The sequence below is a fragment of the Sphingomonas sp. Leaf30 genome (assembly GCF_001422525.1).
In the GTDB taxonomy this organism is placed as follows: Bacteria; Pseudomonadota; Alphaproteobacteria; order Sphingomonadales; family Sphingomonadaceae; genus Sphingomonas; species Sphingomonas aerolata.
The window spans coordinates 141,940-163,170 of sequence record NZ_LMKZ01000017.1 but is presented as its reverse complement, the minus strand read 5'-3'; the positions used below and the strand labels follow the sequence as shown (position 1 = coordinate 163,170).

General features: G+C 67.4%; 20 protein-coding genes. 11 read left to right on the top strand and 9 right to left on the bottom strand.

Annotated elements, in window-relative coordinates; all coding sequences use genetic code 11:
- Positions 1–270 precede the first annotated feature (270 nt).
- Positions 271–2,880, top strand: coding sequence for a glycoside hydrolase family 3 protein (locus ASE89_RS13750; protein ID WP_056678801.1), 2,610 nt, complete (start codon positions 271–273; stop codon positions 2,878–2,880).
- A gap of 22 nt (positions 2,881–2,902) precedes the next feature.
- Here the strand turns inward: ASE89_RS13750 and ASE89_RS13745 are convergent, their stop codons facing one another.
- Both ASE89_RS13745 and ASE89_RS20545 read right to left on the bottom strand, forming a co-directional pair.
- Positions 2,903–4,429 (bottom strand): hypothetical protein, encoded by a 1,527-nt coding sequence (locus ASE89_RS13745; protein ID WP_168427683.1) that lies wholly within the window; start codon positions 4,427–4,429, stop codon positions 2,903–2,905.
- Positions 4,430–4,872: 443 nt separating this feature from the next.
- Positions 4,873–5,043, bottom strand: a complete 171-nt coding sequence (locus ASE89_RS20545) for a hypothetical protein (RefSeq protein ID WP_156363498.1) — start codon at positions 5,041–5,043, stop codon at positions 4,873–4,875.
- A 274-nt stretch (positions 5,044–5,317) separates the two neighbouring features.
- Here ASE89_RS20545 and paoA point away from each other — a divergent pair, with 274 nt between their 5' ends.
- The 4 genes from paoA to ASE89_RS13725 all read left to right on the top strand — a co-directional run bounded on the left by paoA (position 5,318) and on the right by ASE89_RS13725 (position 9,778).
- Complete coding sequence (gene paoA, locus ASE89_RS13740) at positions 5,318–5,959, top strand: aldehyde dehydrogenase iron-sulfur subunit PaoA (protein WP_037529025.1); 642 nt, start codon at positions 5,318–5,320, stop codon at positions 5,957–5,959.
- Positions 5,956–6,906, top strand: a complete 951-nt coding sequence (locus ASE89_RS13735) for an FAD binding domain-containing protein (protein ID WP_056678795.1) — start codon at positions 5,956–5,958, stop codon at positions 6,904–6,906. Before paoA ends, ASE89_RS13735 begins: the two co-directional genes overlap by 4 nt.
- Before the next feature lie 5 nt (positions 6,907–6,911).
- Complete coding sequence (paoC, locus tag ASE89_RS13730) at positions 6,912–9,113, top strand: aldehyde oxidoreductase molybdenum-binding subunit PaoC (RefSeq protein ID WP_056678793.1); 2,202 nt, start codon at positions 6,912–6,914, stop codon at positions 9,111–9,113.
- A gap of 140 nt (positions 9,114–9,253) precedes the next feature.
- Complete coding sequence (locus tag ASE89_RS13725; RefSeq protein WP_056678790.1) at positions 9,254–9,778, top strand: gamma carbonic anhydrase family protein; 525 nt, start codon at positions 9,254–9,256, stop codon at positions 9,776–9,778.
- A 49-nt stretch (positions 9,779–9,827) separates the two neighbouring features.
- Here ASE89_RS13725 and ASE89_RS13720 read toward each other — a convergent pair whose 3' ends face one another.
- The gene (locus ASE89_RS13720) at positions 9,828–12,413 is read right to left on the bottom strand and encodes a M1 family metallopeptidase (RefSeq protein ID WP_056678787.1); all 2,586 of its coding nucleotides are present in this window, start codon (positions 12,411–12,413) and stop codon (positions 9,828–9,830) included.
- Positions 12,414–12,541: 128 nt separating this feature from the next.
- Here ASE89_RS13720 and ASE89_RS13715 point away from each other — a divergent pair, with 128 nt between their 5' ends.
- A complete protein-coding gene (locus ASE89_RS13715) occupies positions 12,542–13,516 on the top strand; it encodes an NAD(P)H-dependent flavin oxidoreductase (RefSeq protein WP_056678853.1) in 975 nt (324 codons plus the stop codon).
- A gap of 41 nt (positions 13,517–13,557) precedes the next feature.
- On the opposite strand, the gene ASE89_RS13710 is transcribed toward ASE89_RS13715, so the two are convergent.
- Together ASE89_RS13710 and ASE89_RS13705 are read right to left on the bottom strand one after the other, a co-directional pair.
- Positions 13,558–14,019 (bottom strand): DUF1465 family protein, encoded by a 462-nt coding sequence (locus ASE89_RS13710; RefSeq protein ID WP_031441823.1) that lies wholly within the window; start codon positions 14,017–14,019, stop codon positions 13,558–13,560.
- Between the two features lie 168 nt (positions 14,020–14,187).
- On the bottom strand, positions 14,188–14,385 hold the full coding sequence (locus ASE89_RS13705; protein ID WP_031393918.1) for a YdcH family protein: 198 nt from the start codon (positions 14,383–14,385) through the stop codon (positions 14,188–14,190).
- A gap of 221 nt (positions 14,386–14,606) precedes the next feature.
- Between ASE89_RS13705 and ASE89_RS19965 the strand changes: the two genes are divergently transcribed.
- On the top strand, positions 14,607–14,762 hold the full coding sequence (locus ASE89_RS19965) for a YdcH family protein (RefSeq protein ID WP_081874429.1): 156 nt from the start codon (positions 14,607–14,609) through the stop codon (positions 14,760–14,762).
- A gap of 185 nt (positions 14,763–14,947) precedes the next feature.
- Here ASE89_RS19965 and ASE89_RS13700 read toward each other — a convergent pair whose 3' ends face one another.
- The 3 genes from ASE89_RS13700 to ASE89_RS19960 all read right to left on the bottom strand — a co-directional run bounded on the left by ASE89_RS13700 (position 14,948) and on the right by ASE89_RS19960 (position 17,093).
- Positions 14,948–15,370 carry a PilZ domain-containing protein gene (locus tag ASE89_RS13700; RefSeq protein WP_235188463.1) on the bottom strand — a complete coding sequence of 141 codons (423 nt, stop codon included), beginning with the start codon at positions 15,368–15,370 and terminating at the stop codon, positions 14,948–14,950.
- Positions 15,371–15,457: 87 nt separating this feature from the next.
- The gene (gene dksA / locus ASE89_RS13695; RefSeq protein WP_031393916.1) at positions 15,458–15,919 is read right to left on the bottom strand and encodes an RNA polymerase-binding protein DksA; all 462 of its coding nucleotides are present in this window, start codon (positions 15,917–15,919) and stop codon (positions 15,458–15,460) included.
- 523 nt (positions 15,920–16,442) lie between these two features.
- Positions 16,443–17,093: a hypothetical protein gene (locus ASE89_RS19960; protein WP_236701802.1), complete on the bottom strand. Its 651-nt coding sequence runs from the start codon at positions 17,091–17,093 to the stop codon at positions 16,443–16,445.
- Position 17,094: 1 nt separating this feature from the next.
- Between ASE89_RS19960 and ASE89_RS19955 the strand changes: the two genes are divergently transcribed.
- Positions 17,095–17,349, top strand: coding sequence for a PEP-CTERM sorting domain-containing protein (locus ASE89_RS19955; RefSeq protein ID WP_051916670.1), 255 nt, complete (start codon positions 17,095–17,097; stop codon positions 17,347–17,349).
- A gap of 77 nt (positions 17,350–17,426) precedes the next feature.
- Here ASE89_RS19955 and ASE89_RS13685 read toward each other — a convergent pair whose 3' ends face one another.
- Positions 17,427–17,867 (bottom strand): host attachment family protein, encoded by a 441-nt coding sequence (locus ASE89_RS13685; RefSeq protein ID WP_056678783.1) that lies wholly within the window; start codon positions 17,865–17,867, stop codon positions 17,427–17,429.
- Positions 17,868–17,964: 97 nt separating this feature from the next.
- Here ASE89_RS13685 and serS point away from each other — a divergent pair, with 97 nt between their 5' ends.
- From serS to ASE89_RS13670, 3 genes are read left to right on the top strand one after another with little or no spacing between them, the layout of a single operon-like run.
- The gene (serS, locus tag ASE89_RS13680; protein WP_056678779.1) at positions 17,965–19,245 is read left to right on the top strand and encodes a serine--tRNA ligase; all 1,281 of its coding nucleotides are present in this window, start codon (positions 17,965–17,967) and stop codon (positions 19,243–19,245) included.
- The gene (gene surE, locus ASE89_RS13675) at positions 19,245–20,009 is read left to right on the top strand and encodes a 5'/3'-nucleotidase SurE (protein ID WP_056678777.1); all 765 of its coding nucleotides are present in this window, start codon (positions 19,245–19,247) and stop codon (positions 20,007–20,009) included. The genes serS and surE overlap by 1 nt, the downstream gene beginning before the upstream one ends.
- A complete protein-coding gene (locus ASE89_RS13670) occupies positions 20,006–21,226 on the top strand; it encodes a LysM peptidoglycan-binding domain-containing M23 family metallopeptidase (protein WP_056678774.1) in 1,221 nt (406 codons plus the stop codon). The genes surE and ASE89_RS13670 overlap by 4 nt, the downstream gene beginning before the upstream one ends.
- Positions 21,227–21,231 lie beyond the last annotated feature (5 nt).

Sequence of the window (21,231 nt, the reverse complement as noted above, 5' to 3'; positions counted from 1 at the left end):
CCTCTAGGGCCCATCCGCAATCCCGTCAAACGCAAATTTCACTTTTATGGCAATTTTCGCGCCCTGACGCGTTCTGGGCCCCCGTGACGCTTATACGGGGCTACCGAGCGGTGGCAGACAACACCGAAGTTCGGACGCCAGCTCGATCCTTCCCTTACCTTGTAACGTAAATGATTTGCCCGACGGCCCGCTGCGGCGATAGCAGGGTGGCAATGCCCGGGGGCGTCGGCATCAGTCGAAGCGCTTCGAACCGGGATCAGGGAGATAAGGATGTCGACGGGTTTCTCATCGGTGACGATCGCACTGCTGCTACAGACCGCGGCCGCGCCGATCGCGTCGCGACCGCCAGCCTCGCCGCCCCCTGCCCCTGCCCCTGCCCCGACATCTGCTCCGACATCTGCCGTGCCAGCCGCGAGCCCGGCGTCCACACCGCTTTCGGCGGTCGCGAATCCAGGTCTCTGGCCGACCGCCAAGGCCATGCCTTTGCGCGATGCGAAGATCGAGACGCGGCTCGACGGGATCGTCGCGCGCATGTCGATCGAGGACAAGGTCGGCCAGCTGATCCAGGTCGACATCGCCAGCATCACCCCCGCCGACCTGCGTACCTACAAGCTCGGCTCGATCCTAAACGGGGGCAATTCGGGGCCGAACGGCGACGATCTTGCGCCGCCGATCGAGTGGCTGAAGCTCGCGGATGCCTTTTACGATGCGTCGATGGAGCGCAGCGACGGTCGGCCCGCCATTCCGGTGATCTGGGGTACCGACGCGGTGCACGGCAACAACAACATCCCCGGTGCGACGCTCTTCCCGCACAATATCGGCCTTGGCGCGACGCGGGACCGTGACCTGATGCGCGAGATCGGTCACGTGACCGCGATCGAGACCGCCGCAGCCGGGATCGACTGGACCTTCGCGCCGACGCTCGCGGTGGTTCGCGACGATCGCTGGGGCCGCACCTATGAAAGCTATGCGGAAGAACCCGCGGTCCAGGCCGATTTTGCCGGCGCGGTGATCGAGGGCGTGCAGGGCAAGGTCGGCACCAGGGATTTCCTTGCCCCCGACCGCGTGATCGCGACGACCAAGCATTTCCTCGGCGACGGCGGCACCGGCGGGCGCGACCAGGGCGATGCGCTGATCCCCGAAACGGCGTTGCGCGACATCCATCTCGGTGGCTACCCCGCCGCGATCGAGGCCGGCACCCAGTCGGTGATGGCGAGCTTCTCGAGCTGGAACGGCGCCAAGATGCACGGCAACAAGAGCCTGCTGACCGGCGTGCTCAAGGACCGGCTCCATTTCGACGGCTTCGTCGTCGGTGACTGGAACGGCCACGGCCAAGTCGAGGGCTGTTCGAACGAGAGCTGCGCCGCTGCGATCAACGCTGGGCTCGACATGTTCATGTATTCGGGCAGCGGCTGGAAGACGCTCTACGCCAACACGCTGAAACAGGCGCAGTCGGGCGAGATCTCCGCCGCTCGGCTCGACGACGCGGTCCGCCGCATCCTCCGCGTCAAGCTGCGCGCCGGCACATTTGATCGCGGTCGCCCGTCGTCACGCGCGCTCGCGGGCAAGATGGAGCGGATCGGCGCGGCCGACCATCGTGCGATCGCACGGCGGGCGGTGCGCGAATCGCTGGTACTGCTCAAGAACCAAGGCGGGCTGTTGCCGCTCAAGCCCTCGGCCAACATCCTGGTCGCGGGCGGCGGTGCCGACGATATCGCGCAACAGGCGGGCGGCTGGTCGCTGACCTGGCAGGGTAGCGGCCTCACCAATGCGAACTTCCCCAATGCCCAGTCGATCTGGTCGGGCATCGACGCGGCGGTCAAGGCGGCGGGCGGCACCGCGACGCTGTCGGCGAACGGCGGCTTCGCGAAGAAACCCGATGCGGCGATCGTCGTGTTCGGCGAACAGCCCTATGCCGAGTTCAAGGGCGACCGCCCGACGCTCGACTATAGCCCCGACGACAAGGCCGATCTCGCGCTGCTGCGCAAGCTCAAGGCGGCGGGCGTGCCGGTGGTGGCGGTATTCCTCTCCGGCCGGCCGCTCTGGGTGAACGCCGAGCTCAACGCCGCCGATGCGTTCGTCGCGGCGTTCCTGCCGGGCAGCGAGGGCGGCGGCGTCGCCGACGTGCTGTTCCGCACCAAGGACGGGCGCATCGCGAACGACTTTCGCGGCAAGCTCAGCTTCTCCTGGCCCAAACGCCCCGATCAATATGTGCTCAACCGCGCGGACCCCGGCTATGATCCGCTGTTCGCCTATGGCTATGGGTTGAGCTACGCGAAGCCGGGCACCGTCCCGAAGCTCGACGAGACGCGCCCCGCCGGACTCGCCGTGGCATCGAGCGGCATCGTGTTCGGCAAGGGTCGCGTCCCCGAAGGCTGGTCGCTCGTCCTCGCCGAACAGGGACAGTCGAAGGTCCGCCTCCTTGGCGTCAATGCGACGACGACGAACCGGCGGCTCACCGCCTCGGCGGTCGACCGCCGCCGCCAGGAGGATGCACGCAGCCTCGTCTGGTCGGGCGGTGCGGCCGAGGCACGCATCGAGGCGGATCGTCCGCTCGATCTCACGCGGGAGAGCAATGGCGAGTTGAGCCTCGTCGTCGACCTGCGCGTCGATCGCGCCGCCAGCGCACCCGTCACGATCGGCATGGTCAGCCATGACGGTGCCGTGGTGAGCGTCCCGATCACCAGGACGCTCGCGACCGGTACGCCGGGCGAATGGCGCCAGGTCGTCGTGCCGCTGCAATGCTTTGCCAAGCGCGGTGTCGACATGGCGGATGTCACCGCACCCTTCGTGCTCGCGACCGACGGCGCGCTTGGGGTGTCGGTATCCGACGTGAGGATCGATTCGGCGCCGGTGCCGATGACCCAGTGCGGCGACTGAGGTCGATCGGCGTCGCGGCCGCCTAGACGGCGTTCGCGTCCAGCGGCGTCGTCCGCGGTTGGAGGCGGAACGGATCGAACCCCTGCGGCAGCCCGACGCTGACGGGATTCGGCAGGATCCGCCCTACCCGCGTCGCCGCGGCGACGACGTCGGGCGCGGTCCGGACCGCGTCGTCGACCGGGTCCGTCAACCGGTCGAGCGGCGTCGTCGTTGCGGAGCCGGTCGGCTGGACATAGCGCAGCGCCCAGTCGCGGGTCGTCTCGTCAGCGAGCCGGCGGATGACGAGCGCGCGCGCCGCGGCCTGGTCGCCCCGACAGACATACATCTGCATCGCGGCGCCCGGCACCAGCGCTTCGTCCAACAGCACCTCTGCGGTGACGGGTTCGGCGGCAGCGCTCTGTCCAGTCCGGGCGAGCGCACAGGCCTGCCAGGCTTTGACGAGCAGGACGGACGCGCGGTTGACGTTGCTCCCGTATCGTTTCGCCCGATCGAGAAAGACGTCGGCGCGCGTGAGGACCTGCGGCCAGTCGGTCTCCATCGCCGCCAGCTGCAGATAGGCGCCGTCGAGATTGAGGCCATTGCCCTGGTCGTCGGCCGGCACGGTCGTCGCGACCCTGGCCAGCAATGCCTGCGCCTCGTCATAGCGCCCCTGATGCGCCAGCGCCCTGGCGACGATCGGCGCGAGGAACACGCCCTCGCCCCGCGGCGCGCCCGCGGCACGCGCCTCCACTGGCACCGCCGCTCCGGTGTCGATCCCGTCGAACATTGGCAGGAACAGGCCGAGCACCGCGGGATACGCCTCGAGGCGGGAAAGGCGACGCGCATAGGGCGTAGCGGTGTCGAAATCGGCAGCCGCCGCCCAGTCGCCGCGCAGCTCGTCGAGGTAGCGCCGCGACTGGGCAGCGAGATCGGCCCCGGCCCATTCCGCGATCCGCGGCCAGAGCGGCGCATAGCGTCGGTCGATATAGAGTGTGAGCAGATCGTCCGGATCGCCGATCGTCGTGACGAGGTTTGCCGCCTCGTCAGTCGATGCGCCTGTCGACATCCGCATCGCCTCGCGCGTGCGGGACAAGGCTGCGGTCGAGCGTTCGGGCGCGAGCCCCGAACTGAAGCCGATCTCGCCAAGCCGGGCGTTGAGCCGGTCTGCCCGGCTCCGGTCGCCGATCTCGGTCAAACGCCCCGTCAACGCCATGACGACGTAGCGGTCGAAATGCCGCGTCATCTCCGGCGCAAGCCGGCTGGCCTGAATGAGGAGATCCGCGGCGCGCTGCGGCGAACCGGAAAACGTATAGATTCCCGTCGCGACGAGTTTCGGCCGCGGATCATCCGGCAGAAGCCGCAGCGCCTCCTCGATCGCCGCGACCGCGGGGCCGGTCGCCTGCGCGCTTGCGAGAACACCGGCCCGCACCGTCTGCACCATGCCGCGCAGCGGCGTCGGCCGCGGCAGTTTGGCAAGGACCGCATCGAGCCGGGCGATGTCGGGCGATCGTCCGGCAATCGCCGACGCTGCCTCCGCCATCACCTCGCGATCTGCGGGATCGGTCGTCATCGCTAGGGGATCTGCGACCTGGGCGCGGGCCACCCCTGGGGTCATGCCAAAAGCCATCGTCACGGCGACCGCGGTCAGCGCCATTTTAGATCTGAAAACCGGTCTCATGCTGTTCCCCTCTGCACAGATCCGAGCACAGGGGGCGCAGACTGTCCATCGCTCCACCTCCGACTTTTTTTGACGTCGAGTCGCGGCACCGATGAAAGCGCGAGGATGCGGACTGCGCGCGCGCTGCGGCAACCGGCAGCGCGTACAGTCAGGGCGAGCGACGCTGTTCACGGATCGCCGCCGTTATCGGCCGCCTTAACTGGCATCGGCCGCGCGCGAGCGGATCGAACGCCGAGACGGATCATGCCCGGACGGTCCAGCTGGCGATCCTCTAGAACGGGACCTTTCCCCGGCGCCACGACTGACGTGGTTTCGACTCGCCGAGCGCCAGCCCCTCAGGCGGGGTCCGCGCTGCCCTGTTCGGTGATCGGATGGAGCGCGGCGCGCACGTTGACCGACGTCAGCTCCTGTTCGATCCAGTCGACACAATCGCTGATCTTCGCCCCGACCAGCGCGTTGCCGCCCTCGTCAGCGATGCGCAACGCCTCCTCAAGGAGGAAAGCCATCGACCTCAGTCGAGCAACCGTCTGCGCGTAACTCTGCATCGCTCAATCCCTTGATCGTGATCATGACGATATCAGAATTGCGTGCGATTTGAAGGGTCAATGACGGTGTCGGACTGGGACTTTTGGCTTAGACCGTCAATTATCTCGGTCCCGCCCTATGGCGCGGCAGCCGCCTGATACCTATTTTTTCCGAGTTAGGGCGGATTCCGGCGTGGCGACGCAACCGGTTCCGTGGCGATCCGTTCGTTAGCGGATCAGGGAGCTTTAGATCTTTATGAACAGCAATGACGGATTTCCCGTATCGCGCCGTGGCGTGATCGCGGGTGGCGTAGCGACCGCGACCCTGACCGGGACCCCGGTGGGTGCGCAGGTGGCGGCACCGCAACAGACCCCGCCGACGACGATGCCGGTGACGCTCAAGGTCAATGGCCGCAATACCCTGATCGAGGTCGATACGCGGACGACCCTGCTCGACGCGCTGCGCGAGACGATGAAGCTGACGGGCACGAAGAAGGGCTGCGATCACGGCCAGTGCGGCGCCTGCACGGTCATCGTCGAAGGCCGGCGGATCAACAGCTGTCTGACGCTCGCAGTGATGCACGAGGGCGACTCGATCACCACGATTGAGGGTCTGGGCACGCCGGAGAAGCTGCACGCGATGCAGGCCGCCTTCGTCAAGCATGACGGCTATCAGTGCGGCTATTGCACGCCAGGCCAGATCTGCTCCGCGGTCGCGACGCTCAACGAGATCAAGGAAGGCATCCCCAGCCATGCCACCGGCGACATCGCCGCCAAGCCGAAGGTGACGACCGCCGAACTTCAGGAGCGGATGAGCGGCAATATCTGTCGCTGTGGCGCCTATTCGAACATCATCGACGCGATCCACGACGTCGCCGGCACGGAGCGCATGGCATGAAGGCCTTTACCTTCGAACGCGCCAAGACCGCGAGCGCCGCCGCGGCAGCGGCGGTCCGTACGCCTGGCGCCAAGTTCATCGCGGGCGGGACCAACCTGCTCGACCTGATGAAGCTGCAGATCGAGACGCCGCAGCATCTGATCGACGTCAACGGCCTCGATCTCGATACGATCGCACCAACCAGCGACGGCGGCCTGCGGATCGGTGCGCTGGTTCGCAACACCGACCTCGCCGCCGACGCCCGCGTCCGCAAGGACTACGGCGTGCTCAGCCGGGCACTCGTGTCAGGCGCGTCCGGCCAGTTGCGCAACAAGGCGACCACCGCGGGCAATCTGCTCCAGCGGACCCGCTGCCCCTATTTCTACGATACCACCAAGCCCTGCAACAAACGCCAGCCGGGCAGCGGCTGCGCGGCGATCGGCGGCTTCAACCGCAATCTCGCGGTCATGGGGACCAGCGATGCGTGCATCGCGACGCACCCGAGCGACATGGCGGTCGCGATGCGAGTGCTCGATGCGACCGTAGAGACGGTCAATTCGGCCGGCCAGACACGCGCCATCCCGATCGCCGACTTCCACCGGCTGCCGGGCACGACGCCGCATATCGAGACCGCGCTCGCCTCGGGTGAGCTGATCACCGCGGTCACGTTGCCAAAGCCGATTGGCGGCACGCACATCTACCAGAAGGTGCGTGACCGTGCCTCCTACGCGTTCGCTTTGGTGTCGGTCGCGGCGGTCATCCAGCCCGATGGCCGCGGGCGCCTTGCCTTTGGCGGCCTCGCGCACAAGCCGTGGCGGGTCGAAGCTGCCGAGGCGCAACTGCCCAAGGGCGCCAAGGCCACGGCCGCGGCCGTTCTGGCTGGTGCCCGCACGACGTCGCAAAATGCATTCAAGCTGCCGCTGATCGAACGCACGATCCACGCAGTGCTCGAAGAAGCGAAGGCCTGATCGCCATGAAGTTCGACACTCCCGCAACGACCAACCCGATCGACCGCATGAAGGTCGTCGGCCAACCGGTCGACCGCATCGACGGCAAGCGCAAGACCACCGGAACCGCGCGCTATGCCTATGAACGCAACGACGCCGCACCGAGCGCGGTCTATGGCTATATCGTCGGCGCGGCGATCGCCAAGGGCCGGATCGAGCGGATCGATTTCGCCGAAGCCAAGGCTGCACCAGGCGTCCTCGCCGTCGTCACGCATGAAAATGCCGGTACGGTGGCCAAGGCGCAGGCGCATACCGCCCGCATGCTCGCGGGCCCCGACGTCCAGCATTTCGATCAGGCGGTCGCGATCGTGGTCGCGTCGACGTTCGAACAGGCGCGCGCTGCCGCCAAGCTGGTCCGCGTCACCTATGCCCGCAGCGCAGGGAAGTTCGATCTCGCCGCGGAGAAATCCGCCGCGGTGAAGCCGAAGGACGGCAAGCCCGATACCGCGATCGGCGACTTCGCCGGCGCGTTTGCCAAGGCCCCGGTCAAGCTCGACCAGACCTATACCACGCCCGATCAGAGCCATGCGATGATGGAACCGCATGCGACCACCGCTGCGTGGACGGGGTCGAAGCTGACCCTGTGGACGTCGAACCAGATGCTCAACTGGGCGGTGCGCGACATGAGCGAGACGCTCGGCATTCCCAAGGAGGACATCCACGTCCTGTCGCCCTTCGTCGGCGGCGGCTTCGGGTCGAAGCTCTGGATCCGCAGCGATGCGGTGATGGCCGCGCTCGCCTCGCGGGCGATCGGCGGCAAGCCCGTCAAGGTCGCGCTGACCCGTCCGCAGATCATGAACAACACCACGCACCGTCCGGCGACGATCCAGCGGCTGCGGATCGGCGCGCGCAAGGACGGCACGATCACCGCGATCGCGCATGAAAGCTGGTCGGGCGATCTCCCCGGTGGCGGACCCGAGACCGCGCCGAACGTCACCCGGCTGCTCTATGCGGGCGCGAACCGGATGACCGCGACGCGGCTCGCGACGCTCGACCTTCCTGAAGGCAACGCGATGCGCGCCCCCGGCGAGGCGGTCGGGCTGCTCGCGCTCGAGGCGGCGATGGACGAGCTTGCCGAGACGCTGAAGATGGATCCGGTCCAGCTGCGCATCGTCAACGATACGCAGGTCGATCCCGAATCGCCCAAGCGCGCCTTCTCGCACCGCGATCTCGTCGGCTGTCTCAGGACGGGCGCGGAGCGGTTCGGCTGGAACAAGCGCAATCCCGTGCCGGGCCAGGTCCGCGAAGGCCGCTGGCTCATCGGCATGGGCATGGCGTCCGCCTTCCGCGACAATGTCACGATGAAGTCGGGCGCGCGCGTCGGGATCGACAAGAAGGGCGTCGTCACCGTCGCCACCGACATGACCGACATCGGCACCGGCAGCTACACGATCATCGCGCAAACCGCAGCCGAGATGATGGGCGTGCCGCTCGACAAGGTGATCGTCCTGCTCGGTGACAGCAGCTTCCCCGTCTCGTCCGGTTCGGGCGGCCAATGGGGCGGCAACAGCTCGACCGCGGGCGTCTATGCCGCCTGTTCGGCGCTGCGCGACACCGTCGCACGCAAGCTCGGCTTCAACCCGACCGACATCGTCTTCGAGGACGGCAAGGTGAAGTCGGGCAACCGCGGCGTCTCGCTCGCCGAGGCGGCGGGCGATGCGGGCCTGTCGGCCGAGGATTCGATCGAGTTCGGCGATCTGACCAAGACCTATGCGCAGTCGACCTTCGGCGCGCATTTCGTCGAGGTCGCGGTTGATTCGGCGACCGGCGAGGTTCGGGTACGCCGGATGAGCGGCGCGTTTGCCGCCGGGCGGATCCTCAACCCCAAATCGGCGCGCAGCCAGGTCATCGGCGCGATGACCATGGGCGTCGGTGCGGCGCTGATGGAAGACGCGGTCGTCGACAAAAGGTTCGGCTATTTCGTCAATCACGACATGGCCGAATATCATGTCCCGGTTCATGCCGACGTGCCGTATCAGGACGTGTTCTTCATGGACGAGACCGACGCCAAGTCGTCACCGATGAAGGCCAAGGGTGTCGGCGAGCTCGGCATCTGCGGCGTCGGCGCTGCGGTCGCGAACGCGGTCTACAATGCCTGCGGCGTCCGGATCCGCGAATATCCGCTGACGCTCGACAAGGTGATCAAGGGCATGCCGCCCGTCGCCTGAAATACCGTCGCCTGACGGCCTGTCCTGCCGCTCTTGCAGACGATCCCGCCGTATCGCAGACATCGAACCGATGATCTGCGGTGCGGCGGTGTCGTTTCGGGCTTCGTCGCAGCCCGCGGGTTCGACGGAGAGACCTTGCGATGCCGCTTTATGCCCTGGGCGACAAACGCCCCACCTGCCACCCGACCGCCTGGGTCGCGCCAAGCGCGGACCTTATCGCCGATGTCCAGCTCGGAGAGGCGGCGAGCGTGTGGTTCGGGGCGGTCGTCCGCGCGGACAATACGCCGATCGTCATCGGCGCGCGCAGCAACATCCAGGAAGGCGCGATGCTCCATTCGGATCCCGGCGCGCCGCTTCGGATCGGCGAGGACTGCACGATCGGCCACCACGCGATCCTTCACGGCTGCACGGTCGGCGACCGGTCGCTGATCGGCATGGGGGCAATCCTGCTCAACCATGCGGTGATCCCGGAGGACTGCATCGTCGGCGCCGGCGCGCTCGTCACCGAGGGCAAGACCTTCCCCGCGGGCAGCCTGATCATCGGCAGCCCGGCCCGCGCGGTCCGGCAGCTCGATGCGCAGGCGATCGCGGCGCTCCGCGTCTCCGCCCAGCATTATGTCGAGAAGGCCCGCGCCTGCGCAACCGGACTGACGCGCATCGACTAGGGGTGAGCACCGGATCCCGGGACATCGCCCGGGATCCGGCGCCGTTGTGTCAGCCGGCGACCCATTTGGTGACGGCGGGACGCAGCTGGTCGGCGGCGGCCTTGCGGACCGCGATCGTCGACAGCGACCGCGTCACGCCGCCCCGTGACGAGGCGGGCAGATACTTGTCCGCGAAGGCGCTGATCTTGCCCGGCATCGCAGGATCGTTCGAGCCCGCGCCGAGCCCGACGATATAGCCCGATCGCGTGCTCGCCTCGAGGAAGCTCTCGACCAGCTCACGGTTCGCGACCGCCCAGTCGAACGCCAGGTCGGGATGCGCGCCCGCGACGGCGCGGAGCAGCCCGGCCTTTTGCGGCGCGGTGATCGTGTCGGTCTTGAGCAGCGCGAGCGCCCGCCCCGCGGTTGCGGGATCGCGCGCGGCCCCGAGCAGCGTCACGAACCGGTTCTTGGCAACCGGGCTCTTCTCCGCCTTGGCAAGCGCCAGCAGCGCGTCCCATTCCGCCGGGGTCGCATTGACGGCATAGGTCGACAGGATCGGCTGGCGGATCGCCGGCGGGATCGCGGTCGGATCGGTCGCCAGCGCCGCGACGTAGCGCCGCGCGCGGTCCGCGACGCCCATATCGCCATTGGTGCCGAGCCGCCCGACCAGCGTCTCGCGCAAATTGCTCGTCAGCGGCGATTCGCCCGGTTTAGCCTCGAAGCCGATCCGCGCGAGCACGGGGCCGAGGATAGCGACCGACCGCGCGCGCAGCGGCGCTTCGAGCGGTGTGTCGTCGTACAGCCCGGTGATCCGCCCGAGCGCGCCTGCGACCGACGACCATTCGAGCGGATCCGCGTCCGGCCCGACCTTGTCCATCACCGCGAAGTAGCGCGACAGGTCCTGATAGCCGCCGGCCGCGAGTGCGAAGTCATCGCCCAGCGTGCCCAGCCGGTCGGCCAGGTCTAGCCTGGCATAGTCGCGGACGACCGCGGCATGCCCCGCATCGTCGTACATCACGCGGGTATAGCTGCCCTTGCCGCGGTTGAGGACGACCGTACCGCATCCCCGGATCGTGACTCGCGACGGCGCCGCGCCGGTGACGATCGTTGCCGTCTGCGCACCGCCGAGATTGCCCACGACCAGCGGCACGTGCCAGGTCTGCGGCGTCTTCGATGCCGCATCCAGCCCGAACCGGCCCTGCGTCAGCGTGGCGGTGGTAACGCCGCCATTGCAGGTCGCGCCCGTCATCGTCACCAGCGGCACGCCGCCCTGCAAGGTGAAGTCGTGCGCGATCTCGGCGACCGGCTTGCCCGCGGCTGCGGACAATTCGGCCCAGAGCTGTTCGGTGACCGTGTTGCCGTATTTATACTTGGCCATGTAGCTGCGGATGCCCTTGCGGAACACGTCGGGGCCGAGCGTTGATTCGAGCATGCCGATCACGGCCTGCCCCTTCGAATAGGTGATGCCGTCGAACGCTTCGCCGATCTGGTCGACGGTCTCGACCTTGCGGATGATCGGGTGCGTCGCGGACGTTGCGTCGATCCCCATCGCCCCCTCGCGCTCGCCCGACACCGCGGCCGCCTCGGATTTCCACGCGGGCACGAGCACGCCGCTCGACTTGCCCTCCATCCACGAAGCGAACCCCTCGTTCAGCCACAGATCGTCCCACCACGCCATGGTGACGAGATCGCCGAACCACTGGTGCGCCATCTCATGCGCGACGACGGTATAGATGCGCTGCTTGGCGCTTTCGGTCGCGCGCTTCGGATCGAACAGCAGTTCATTCTCGAAATAGAAGATCGCGCCCCAATTCTCCATCGCGCCGAAAAACTGGCTCGATCCCGGCCCCGCGATCATGTCCATCTTGGGCAGCGGATAGGGCTGGCCGAAATAGTCGTTGTAATAGGCCAGCAGGTCCTTCGCGGCGGCGAGCGCATAGTCGCCCTGATCGACGACGCCCTTGCGGCTGATGATGCCGATCTCGGTCTTGCCGGCCATCAGCGTCTTGCGCTCCATGTCCCCCATGCCGAGGAACAGCAGATAGCTCGACATCAGCGGCGTCTCGCCGAACTTGTAGAGCTGTGTGCCGTCCGCCTGCTTCGTGATCGCCGTCGCAGGCATGTTAGAGAAGGCCAGCTGAGCGCCCGGCGCGACTGCGGACAGACGGAACTTCGCCTTGAACGCGGGCTCGTCCCACATCGGTGCGAACCGGCGCGCGTCGGGGGCCTCGAACTGCGTCGCGAGCATCCGCGACGACGAGCCGTCGGCATTGGCATAGTCGATCGCGAACAGCCCGGACGCGGACTGGTTGATTTTGCCCGTCCAGGCAAAGGCCAAGCTGTGCCGCCCGACGCTCGCCGCCGCTGGCAGCGTCACCGTGAGCAGCTGCGCGGCAGCGTCCGCCTTCATGGTGGCGGGGCGGCCGTCGAACGTCGCCGACGTGATGTTCAAATCCGCCGCGTTCAGCTGGATCGTCCGGGTCGCCTGCTTGACGTCGATGGTCACCGTCTCGGTGCCGCTGAACGTCATCGCCTTCGCGTCCGGGCGCACCTGGATATCGTACAGGATCGGCACGACACTGCGCGGCAACTGACCTGCGGCAAGCGCGGGCGCAGACACGGACAGCGCCAGCAGGGCGATAACGGCAAACTTCATGGCGGCACATCTCCGGAACATTCTATGCCGACCGCTCTAAGCATTTGCGGTCACATGGCAATCACACGTGACTGCCGCTCTAACCAGAGTGCTGGCGCAGCCGTTTCGGCTGCGCTATGAAACGCGCCATGACCGTACCCGCTATTCTAAAGAGCCTGCGCCTGCCCGTGATCGGGTCGCCGCTGTTCATCATTTCCGGACCCGACCTGGTGATCGCCCAGTGCAAGGCGGGCATCGTCGGATCCTTCCCGGCGCTCAATGCGCGACCGCAGGCGATGCTCGACGAATGGCTCCACCGGATCACCGAGGAGCTAAGCGCGCACAATCGCGCCAATCCCGATCGCCCCGCCGCGCCGTTCGCGGTCAATCAGATCGTCCACAAGTCGAACGACCGGCTCGAACGCGATCTCGAAACCTGTGCCAAATGGCAGGTGCCGATCGTGATCACCTCGCTCGGCGCGCGCGAGGATCTGAACACCGCGGTGCATGGCTGGGGCGGGATCACGCTGCACGACGTCATCGATGATCGGTTCGCGCGCAAGGCGATCGAAAAGGGTGCCGACGGCCTGATCGCGGTCGCCGCGGGCGCCGGCGGCCATGCCGGACGACTGTCGCCCTTTGCGATCATCCAGGAGATTCGCCAGTGGTTCGACGGTCCGCTCGCGCTGTCGGGCGCGATCGCGACCGGCGACGCGGTGCTCGCGGCGCAGGCGATGGGCGCCGATTTCGGCTATATCGGCTCGCCCTTCATCGCGACGGTCGAGGCGAATGCCGACCAGGCCTATAAGGACGGCATCGTCGCAGGGCGCGCGGCGGACATCGTCTATTCGAACCTGTTCACCGGCGTGCACGGCAATTACCTGCGCGCGTCGATCGTCGCGGCGGGGATGGATCCCGACGCGCTGCCCGAGGGCGATCTGAAGACGATGAACTTCGGGGGCGGTGCCAATGCCGAGGGTGGATCGAAGCCCAAGGCGTGGAAGGATATCTGGGGATCGGGCCAGGGGATCGGCGCGGTCACCGCAGTCGAGAGCGTCGCCGACCGGGTCGACCGGCTCGAGCGCGAATATCGCGCGGCACGCACCCGGCTCGGCCTAGCCTAGGCTAGCCTAGGCCCGTCTGACGGTACGCCCCGCCCGCCGCGCTAGAGCACGCGGGCGAGGCGATCCTGCATCGACAAGGCGGGGCTGGCGGCGGGCCGTGGCGCATCGAGCGCGGCGTCGAGCAGCGCGACGCGCCGGTGAAGCTGCATGCTCGCGGTGATCAGCGCCCTCGCGCTGGGCGGAAACGCTGCCAGCATCGCGTCATCGGTCACAGGCGCCTCGCCGAGCCGCCGCGCCGGATCCAGCGCCTCGCCCCGCGTGAGTTCGCCAGCCTGGACCGCGCGCTGTGTCAGCAACCACGCGAGGACATGGAGCAACCGGGTCGTGACCTTGAGCGATTCACAGCTCAGGCTGACGCGGACGAGCGGTTCGAGCCCGTCCCGGTCGGTCCGTCCCGTATCGTCGAAATAGGCCCGCGCCTCTTCGGCCAGCCGCATCGCCTCACGGTACAGCGCACCGATCATGCGGTCTTGCAGGGGCAGTTCGGGCGGTCGACCAATCATTCTGCCCGACTGCCATAGCCGCATCGCCGCGCCCATCGGGAAAACGCCGCGATGCGCCAGGATGTGTCCCGAAACGCGCCGCTTCGATCGACCTCTTGATCAATATTATGTCGTGATTTGAAGGCGCTGGCCGAAATCACGCCCCGCATTCGTGCCTGCCCGGACGGATCAGGCGATGATGTCGGGGATCAACTGGTCCTCGAACGCGGCAATTTCGTCGCGCAGCCGCAGCTTGCGCTTCTTGAGCCGGGCGATCTGCAGCTGGTCGGGAACGGTGAGCGACCAGAGCGCGGCGATCGCCGAATCGAGGTCGCGATGCTCGGTCCGGATTTCGTCCAGCCGGACCCTGATCTGTGCCTCGTCCACCATCATGTCCTTCGCCCACCCCTGCTACGCGGTCCTTAGCAAATGCATGGCATTGCGCGAGCACCAAAAACTACCCGGCGCGCGCCGTCGGGGGCCACAGGACTCGGGCCGTCGCACGCGACGGCTCGCCCGGTCGATTCACCAATCTTCGTTAAAGACTTTTTGGTGCGGCGATGGTTTACTCGTGACCCCAACACGAATGCAGAAGGAGTTTTTCCACCATGCAAACGACGCACCAGGCTGCGCTGGAAACCAAGCATCAAATGCTCGACCGCCGGATTTCCGAAGAGGTACACCGGCCTATGCCCGACGCGCTGGCGCTCGCAGGACTGAAGAAGCAGAAGCTTCGCCTGAAGGAAGAACTCGCCAACCTCTAAACCCCACGCCGTTCGTGGCGGCGGGCGATCGGCCTGTCGTCACGCGGTTCCGGCTTTTCCGATTCCTTCCCCCTCGGGAAAGCCGGACTGGCGGGGTGCCGGATACGCCACCACCGCCTCTTCAGTCAGCCCCTCTATTAGACCGTCACCGGCAACTTACCGCTGCGCCGCTCTAACAGACGAGGTTACCGTGACCGCGGCTCGCGAAACACGATCGGCTTGGCGAAGGTCGGCGTCGTCTGCCCCTGCCCGACCGACTTGCGCGCCTTCATCGGGTCGATCGTCTCGTCGAGCGCGATTCCCAAACGGCCCTGCGTGCACCACGCCACCCGTCCGGTAACTTCACCGATCCCGCGCAGGTCGATCGTGACCGGCGTATCGACGGCGAGTGGCCGATCGAACTCGATCATCAGCCCGCCTTCCGACAGGTTGCGGACCCGCACCTCGTACACACCCGCACCGTCGGCATAGCTGAACCGCGCGATCATCAGCAGACTGTCACGGACCGGCCGGTTCTGGCCCGGGTCTGCGCTATCCTCGACGGACTCCCCGGCGCCGGCCCCTGCCGCACCCTCGGCGCCCAACGACCCTTGGTTTCTCATGTCCATCCGTGTTCCTGTGTCCCGACGTCGAGATATGCGTCGCATATATCAGAAGGCGGACCACGTGCCTATGCGCTGTTCGCCGACCCGATATCAGTCCTCGCGGGAGATTTTTTCGTTGCGCTCGTGGCGTTCCTGCGCCTCCACGGTCATCGTCGCGATCGGCCGCGCCTCGAGGCGTGCCAGGCTGATCGGTTCGCCCGTGACTTCGCAATAGCCATATTCGCCATCGTCGATCCGGCGGATCGCCGCCTCGATCTTCGAGACGAGCTTGCGCTGGCGATCCCGGGTCCGCAGTTCGATCGACCAGTCGGTTTCGCTCGACGCACGGTCGGTCAGATCCGCCTCGCGCAGCGAATCGACCTGCAACTGCGACAAGGTTTCTTGCGATTCCCGCAGGATAGCGTCCTTCCATTGCTGCAGCTTCTGCCGGAAATAGGCCTGCTGACGCAGGCTCATGAACGGCTCGTCCGCCGTCGGTCGATAGCCATCGGCATCATTGGCTGCTGCAAGATTGGTACCGTGCTCGTCTACGCGATTCATTACCGTTGCCATACCACTCTCCCTCTGGCCGGTCGGCGCGAAAAGCCGCGTCTCGAAGCCACCCCCAAATGGTGAAAGGGCCTATAGTCTTACGTGTTCCGGACCACAAGCGAGCAGACTTGCGCTTGGATCGATAATGAAGACACATTCTTGCGTACCGATGCATCCGGGTTACACCGCCCGCCTACGGCCTCAGCGAGTCCCGCGAACGAGCCCGTCGCCATGATCCTGGATGCGACAACTGTCCCGCCACGGCACGGTCTGCGTATTGAGCGCCCCGCCCGTCGCGATATTGTAAGAATGACCACCAGATCACGTCATGGGCGCTTGCGCTTAACGCTTTGTTTTGCGCTTTGTGCGAACACGGCGTCCGAGTGCCGTGAACGCGATCCGACGTCGTCTGCGCGTCGGCAACGAGAGAGACTTTGAGTATGTCGGTGCGGATGGCCTTGGCCAAATTATGCGCGTGCGCCTGCGGAGGCGCGATCATCGGCGGCGGCGCCGTCCATGTCGCCGAGCGTCCGAAGCGCGCGATTCAGGCCAAGACGATGACCAAGCGCGTTGTCCCCCGCCAGATTGGCGCCGTCGCCCGTCCCCGCATTCGTCGCGTCGTCACCACACGGACGACCGCCTGCGCGCCGGCCATGGTGACGGTCGCCAATGCGCCCCCGGTTCCCGTGGGGTTCGCGGACCCGTTCGTGGGCGGCGCTGGCAGCCCGACCGCGGTGCCGGTGAACAGCGGCGGCGGCTTCTTCGGCGGCGGCGGCCCGGGTGGCGGCTTTGGCGGCGGCGGCTTTGGCGGCGGTTTCTTTGGCGGCGGCGGCTCGGGCGGCAGCATCGTCATCTCGTCGACCTCGAGCGGAGGCTCGTCGAGCACGAGCGGCGGTTCATCGAGCACGAGCGGCGGATCGACCTCGAGCGGTGGCGTCAGCAGCACCTCGTCGACCGGCGGGTCATCCACGGGCGGATCATCGACAGGCGGATCGTCGTCCAGCACCGGCGGCGCGTCGGTGTCGAGCACCTCGTCGTCCGCCAGCGGCGGGAGCAGCGGTAACGTATCGTCCTCGTCGAGCGGTAACGTATCCTCCTCATCCAGTGGCAACGTTTCGTCGTCGTCGAGCGGGAACGTGTCTTCCTCGTCCAGCGGCAACGTCGCCTCGTCGACCAGCAGCAGTTCGGGCGGCAACGTGTCGTCGACCAGCAGCGGATCAAGTTCGACCTCGTCGTCGAGCTATGGATCGAGCAGCGCCGGCTGGAGCAGCAATGGCGGCTGGAGCTCGAACGGCGGCTGGCATGGCTCAAACGGCGGCGGCAATGGCAGCACCGGCTCAAGTGGCGGGCCACCCGCCCCGGTTCCGGCACCCCCGATGGTGCTGCTGTTCGGCGCAGCGGCCGCGGCCCTCGTTGCCCGCCGGCGGTTCACGAAACGCGCCGCGCACTGATCCTGCATAAATCTCGGACATAAAAAAAGGCCCGAAACAACGTGTTGCGGGCCTTTTCAACTATCGGGTGGCAATGATCAGGCGTTCTTGAGCGCCGTCTCGATGTCGGCAATCGTATGCCCGGTGAGATCCTTCGCAAGCTCGCCCGCCAGCCTGCTGCTGACCGCCTTGTGATAATGTTTGCGCATCTCCCCCAGCGTCTTGGGCGGTGCGACGATGACGAGCGAATCGAAGTCGTTCTTCAACGCACGCGTCTTGAGCAGCTCGGCTGCGTCGGCGGCGAACCGGTCTTCCTCGATCTGATGAAAATCGGTGGGTTCGACCGAGCTCTGCGCGGCACCCTGCGGGGACGAGGCGCGGCCGGCCGAGTCGGTCGCCTGGTCGCGCGTCGCGGGGTTCTCTTGCTCGACCGCCTCTTCGACGACGAGGTTAGGAAAGGCGGCATCGCCCTCGTTGCGCAGGAACAACATCTTGCGGCCATCGGCGACCATGACGACGGACTTGTGCGGAAGATCCACGGGCTTTCTCCTCTTTGATCTGTGCCTCTGCCCTCCCCAACGTCCCGCGGGCGCACCGGGTTGCGCGTACCTGCCGGCCTCGGCATAGCCTTGCGCCATGCATGATATCCGTCTGATCCGTGAAAACCCCGCCGCGTTCGACGCAGCCCTCGCCCGCCGCGGCGCTGCCCCCGCCAGCGACCGGCTCGTCGCCCTCGACGAGCGCCGCCGTGCGACGATCGCCGAGGCACAAGCCGCGCAGACCCGCCGCAATGAGCTGTCCAAGGCGATCGGCCAGGCCAAGGCGCAGAAGGACGAGCCGCGCGCGCAGGCGTTGATGGCCGAGGTCGCCGCATTGAAGGCCGCGCTGCCGACGCTCGAGGCCGACGAGGCGGCGCTGACCGCCGAGCTCGATGCGGCGCTCGCGGCGATTCCCAATCTGCCCGCATCGGACGTCCCTGCGGGTGTCGACGAGAGCGGGAATGTGCTCGTTCATGCACGCGGGACGAAGCCCGACTTCGCCTTCGCCCCGCGCGAGCATGACGTCGTCGGCCCGGCGATCGGGCTCGATTTCGAGACCGGCGTTGCAATGTCCGGTGCGCGTTTCACACTGGTCCGCGGCCCCGCTGCCCGGCTGCAACGCGCGCTCGGTCAGTTCATGCTCGACCGCTTGACGCGCGATCACGGCTTCGAGGAAGTCGCGCCGCCGTTGCTGGTACGCGACGAAGCGGTGTTCGGCACCGGCCAACTGCCCAAGTTTGCCGAGGACCTGTTCCGGACGACCGACGGCCGCTGGCTGATCCCGACCGCAGAGGTCAGCCTGACCAACATCGTGCGCGAACGGATCCTGACCGACGGCGAACTGCCGCTGCGCTTCGCCGCGCTGACGCCGTGCTTCCGCTCGGAGGCCGGGTCGGCCGGTCGCGACACCCGCGGCTATATTCGCCAGCACCAGTTCGACAAGGTCGAGATGGTCGCGATCGTCACGCCGGACCAGTCCGAGGCCGAGCACGAGCGGATGACGCAATGTGCCGAGGGCGTGCTCGACGCGTTGCAGCTCCCGTTCAGGCGGATGCTCCTATGCGGTGGCGATATGGGCTTCACCGCGGCGCGCACCTATGATCTGGAAGTCTGGCTCCCCGGCCAAGCGCAGTATCGCGAGATCTCCAGCATCTCGACTTGCACCGATTTCCAGGCGCGTCGCATGAACGCGCGCTATCGCCCCGAGGGCGAGAAGGCGACGCGGTTCGTCCACACGCTCAACGGTTCCAGCCTCGCGGTCGGTCGCACGCTCGTCGCGGTGATCGAGAATTATCAGCAGGCGGATGGCGCGGTCGCGGTGCCGACCGCGCTCCAGCCCTATCTGGGCGGCCTCACCCTGCTCGAGCCCGCTGCCTGATGCGGATCCTGCTGACCAATGACGACGGCTATCCCGCGCGCGGGCTGAAGGTGCTCGAGGCGATCGCCGCGACGCTGTCCGACGATGTCTGGGTGGTGGCGCCGGCGGAGGAACAGTCGGGCGCGGGCCATTCGCTGACGCTGTCGCGACCGCTGCGCGTGCGCAAGTTCGCCGAGAAACGCTATGCCGTCGCCGGCACGCCGACCGATGCGGTGATGATGGCGCTGGCCCGGATCATGAAGGACAGCCCCCCCGACCTGATCCTGTCGGGGGTCAATCGCGGCGCCAACCTCGCCGAGGACGTGACCTATTCGGGCACCGTCTCCGCCGCGATGGAGGGTGCGCTGGCCGGGGTCCGGTCGATCGCGCTGAGCCAGGTCTACAGCCGCGAAGGCATGGGCGATTCGGTCCCGTTCGAGGTCGCGGCCGCCTGGGGCGAACGCGTGCTGCGCCCGCTGCTCGATGCGCCGCTTGCCCCCCGGACGCTCGTCAACGTCAACTTCCCCGTCGGTGCGGCCGATGCGGTGCGCGGCATTCGCGTCGTCGGCCAGGGCCTGCGCGACTATGGCCGGTTGCAGATCGTCACCAACACCGACCCGCGCGGTTATGAGTATCACTGGTTCGCGCTGAGCGGCGCGGTCGAGACGCCGCTCCACGCGACCGATCTGGAGGCCATTGCGGACGGCTATATCTCGGTCACTCCGCTGCATCTCGATCTGACGCATGCCGAGTCGCTGGACATGCTGGGACGCGCCTACGCGTGACGCGCGCCGCCGCGATCCTGGGCGCGGCGCTGGCTCTCGCCGGGTGCATCCCGAGCGTCGACACGCCGGTCCGGTCCGACCGCAGGCCGCCGCCGCAGTCGCTCGAACGGATCCAGCGCCTCCCGCGCGCCGACCCGCAGGACCGCTACGCGAACGACGTGCGCGATCGCAGCGACGCCGACCGATCCGACACCTATGACGCTCCGCCGCGTCGGCGTGCGTATCCGCGCCGCGCGGAGCGGCAGGACGCCAGCCCTGCCCCCTCACCCGTCCGGCGCGCCGATCGCACCCCCGTGCCCGTCTCTACGCTGCCGGCGCCGCGCCCCGCCTGGGAGGAGCGCCCGGTCGCGGCGGATGCGCGGCGTGTCGAGCAATCACTCTATACGGTCCGCCCCGGCGATACGCTGCTCGTCATCGCCGAACGCTCTGGGGCGAGCAGCGAGGCGATCGCGCGCGCCAACGCGATCGAACCGCCCTTCACGATCCAGACGGGACAGCGGCTGACTATCCCGGCAGGCCGCTATCACCTCGTGCGGCGCGGCGAGACCGGGATCGCGATCGCCCGTGCCTATGGGGTCGCCTGGTCGCGCATCGTTGCCGTCAACGCGCTGCTCGAACCCTATGTGCTGCGCGCGGGCCAGCGCATCGTCATTCCCGATACCGAAGGCGGCACCAGCCTCGCCGATCGAGCGGCCGCGTTCACGCTCGACGTCGACGACATCCTGACCGGCGGCGAGCCTGCGCTTGCGAGCAACCAGGCGCCGGTCCGCCCCACCCCGACCCCGCGACGCGTCCTGCCGCCGAGCGCCGTCGTCACCGCCCCGGTACGGCTCGCGGGCGGCGGTTTCCTCTGGCCCGTTGACGGCCGCGTCGTGAAGCGGTTCGGCCACGGCGCCAGCGGGGAACGCAATGACGGCATCAAGATCGCCATTCCCGTCTCGACCCCGATCCGCGCCACTGCCGACGGCGTCGTCGCCTATGTCGGCGACGGCATCGCCGCGCTTGGCGGGCTGGTGATCGTCAAGCATGGCGGCGGCTGGACCAGCGTCTATGGCCATGCCTCAAAACTCCTGGTTCAGCGCGGCCAGAGCGTGAAGCGCGGCCAGACGATCGCGCTGTCGGGCGACACCGGATTCGCCGACCGGCCCGAACTCCATTTCGAACTCCGCAAGGGCCGCACCCCGGTCGACCCGTCGTCGCAACTCCCCCGCAGCTGATCCCC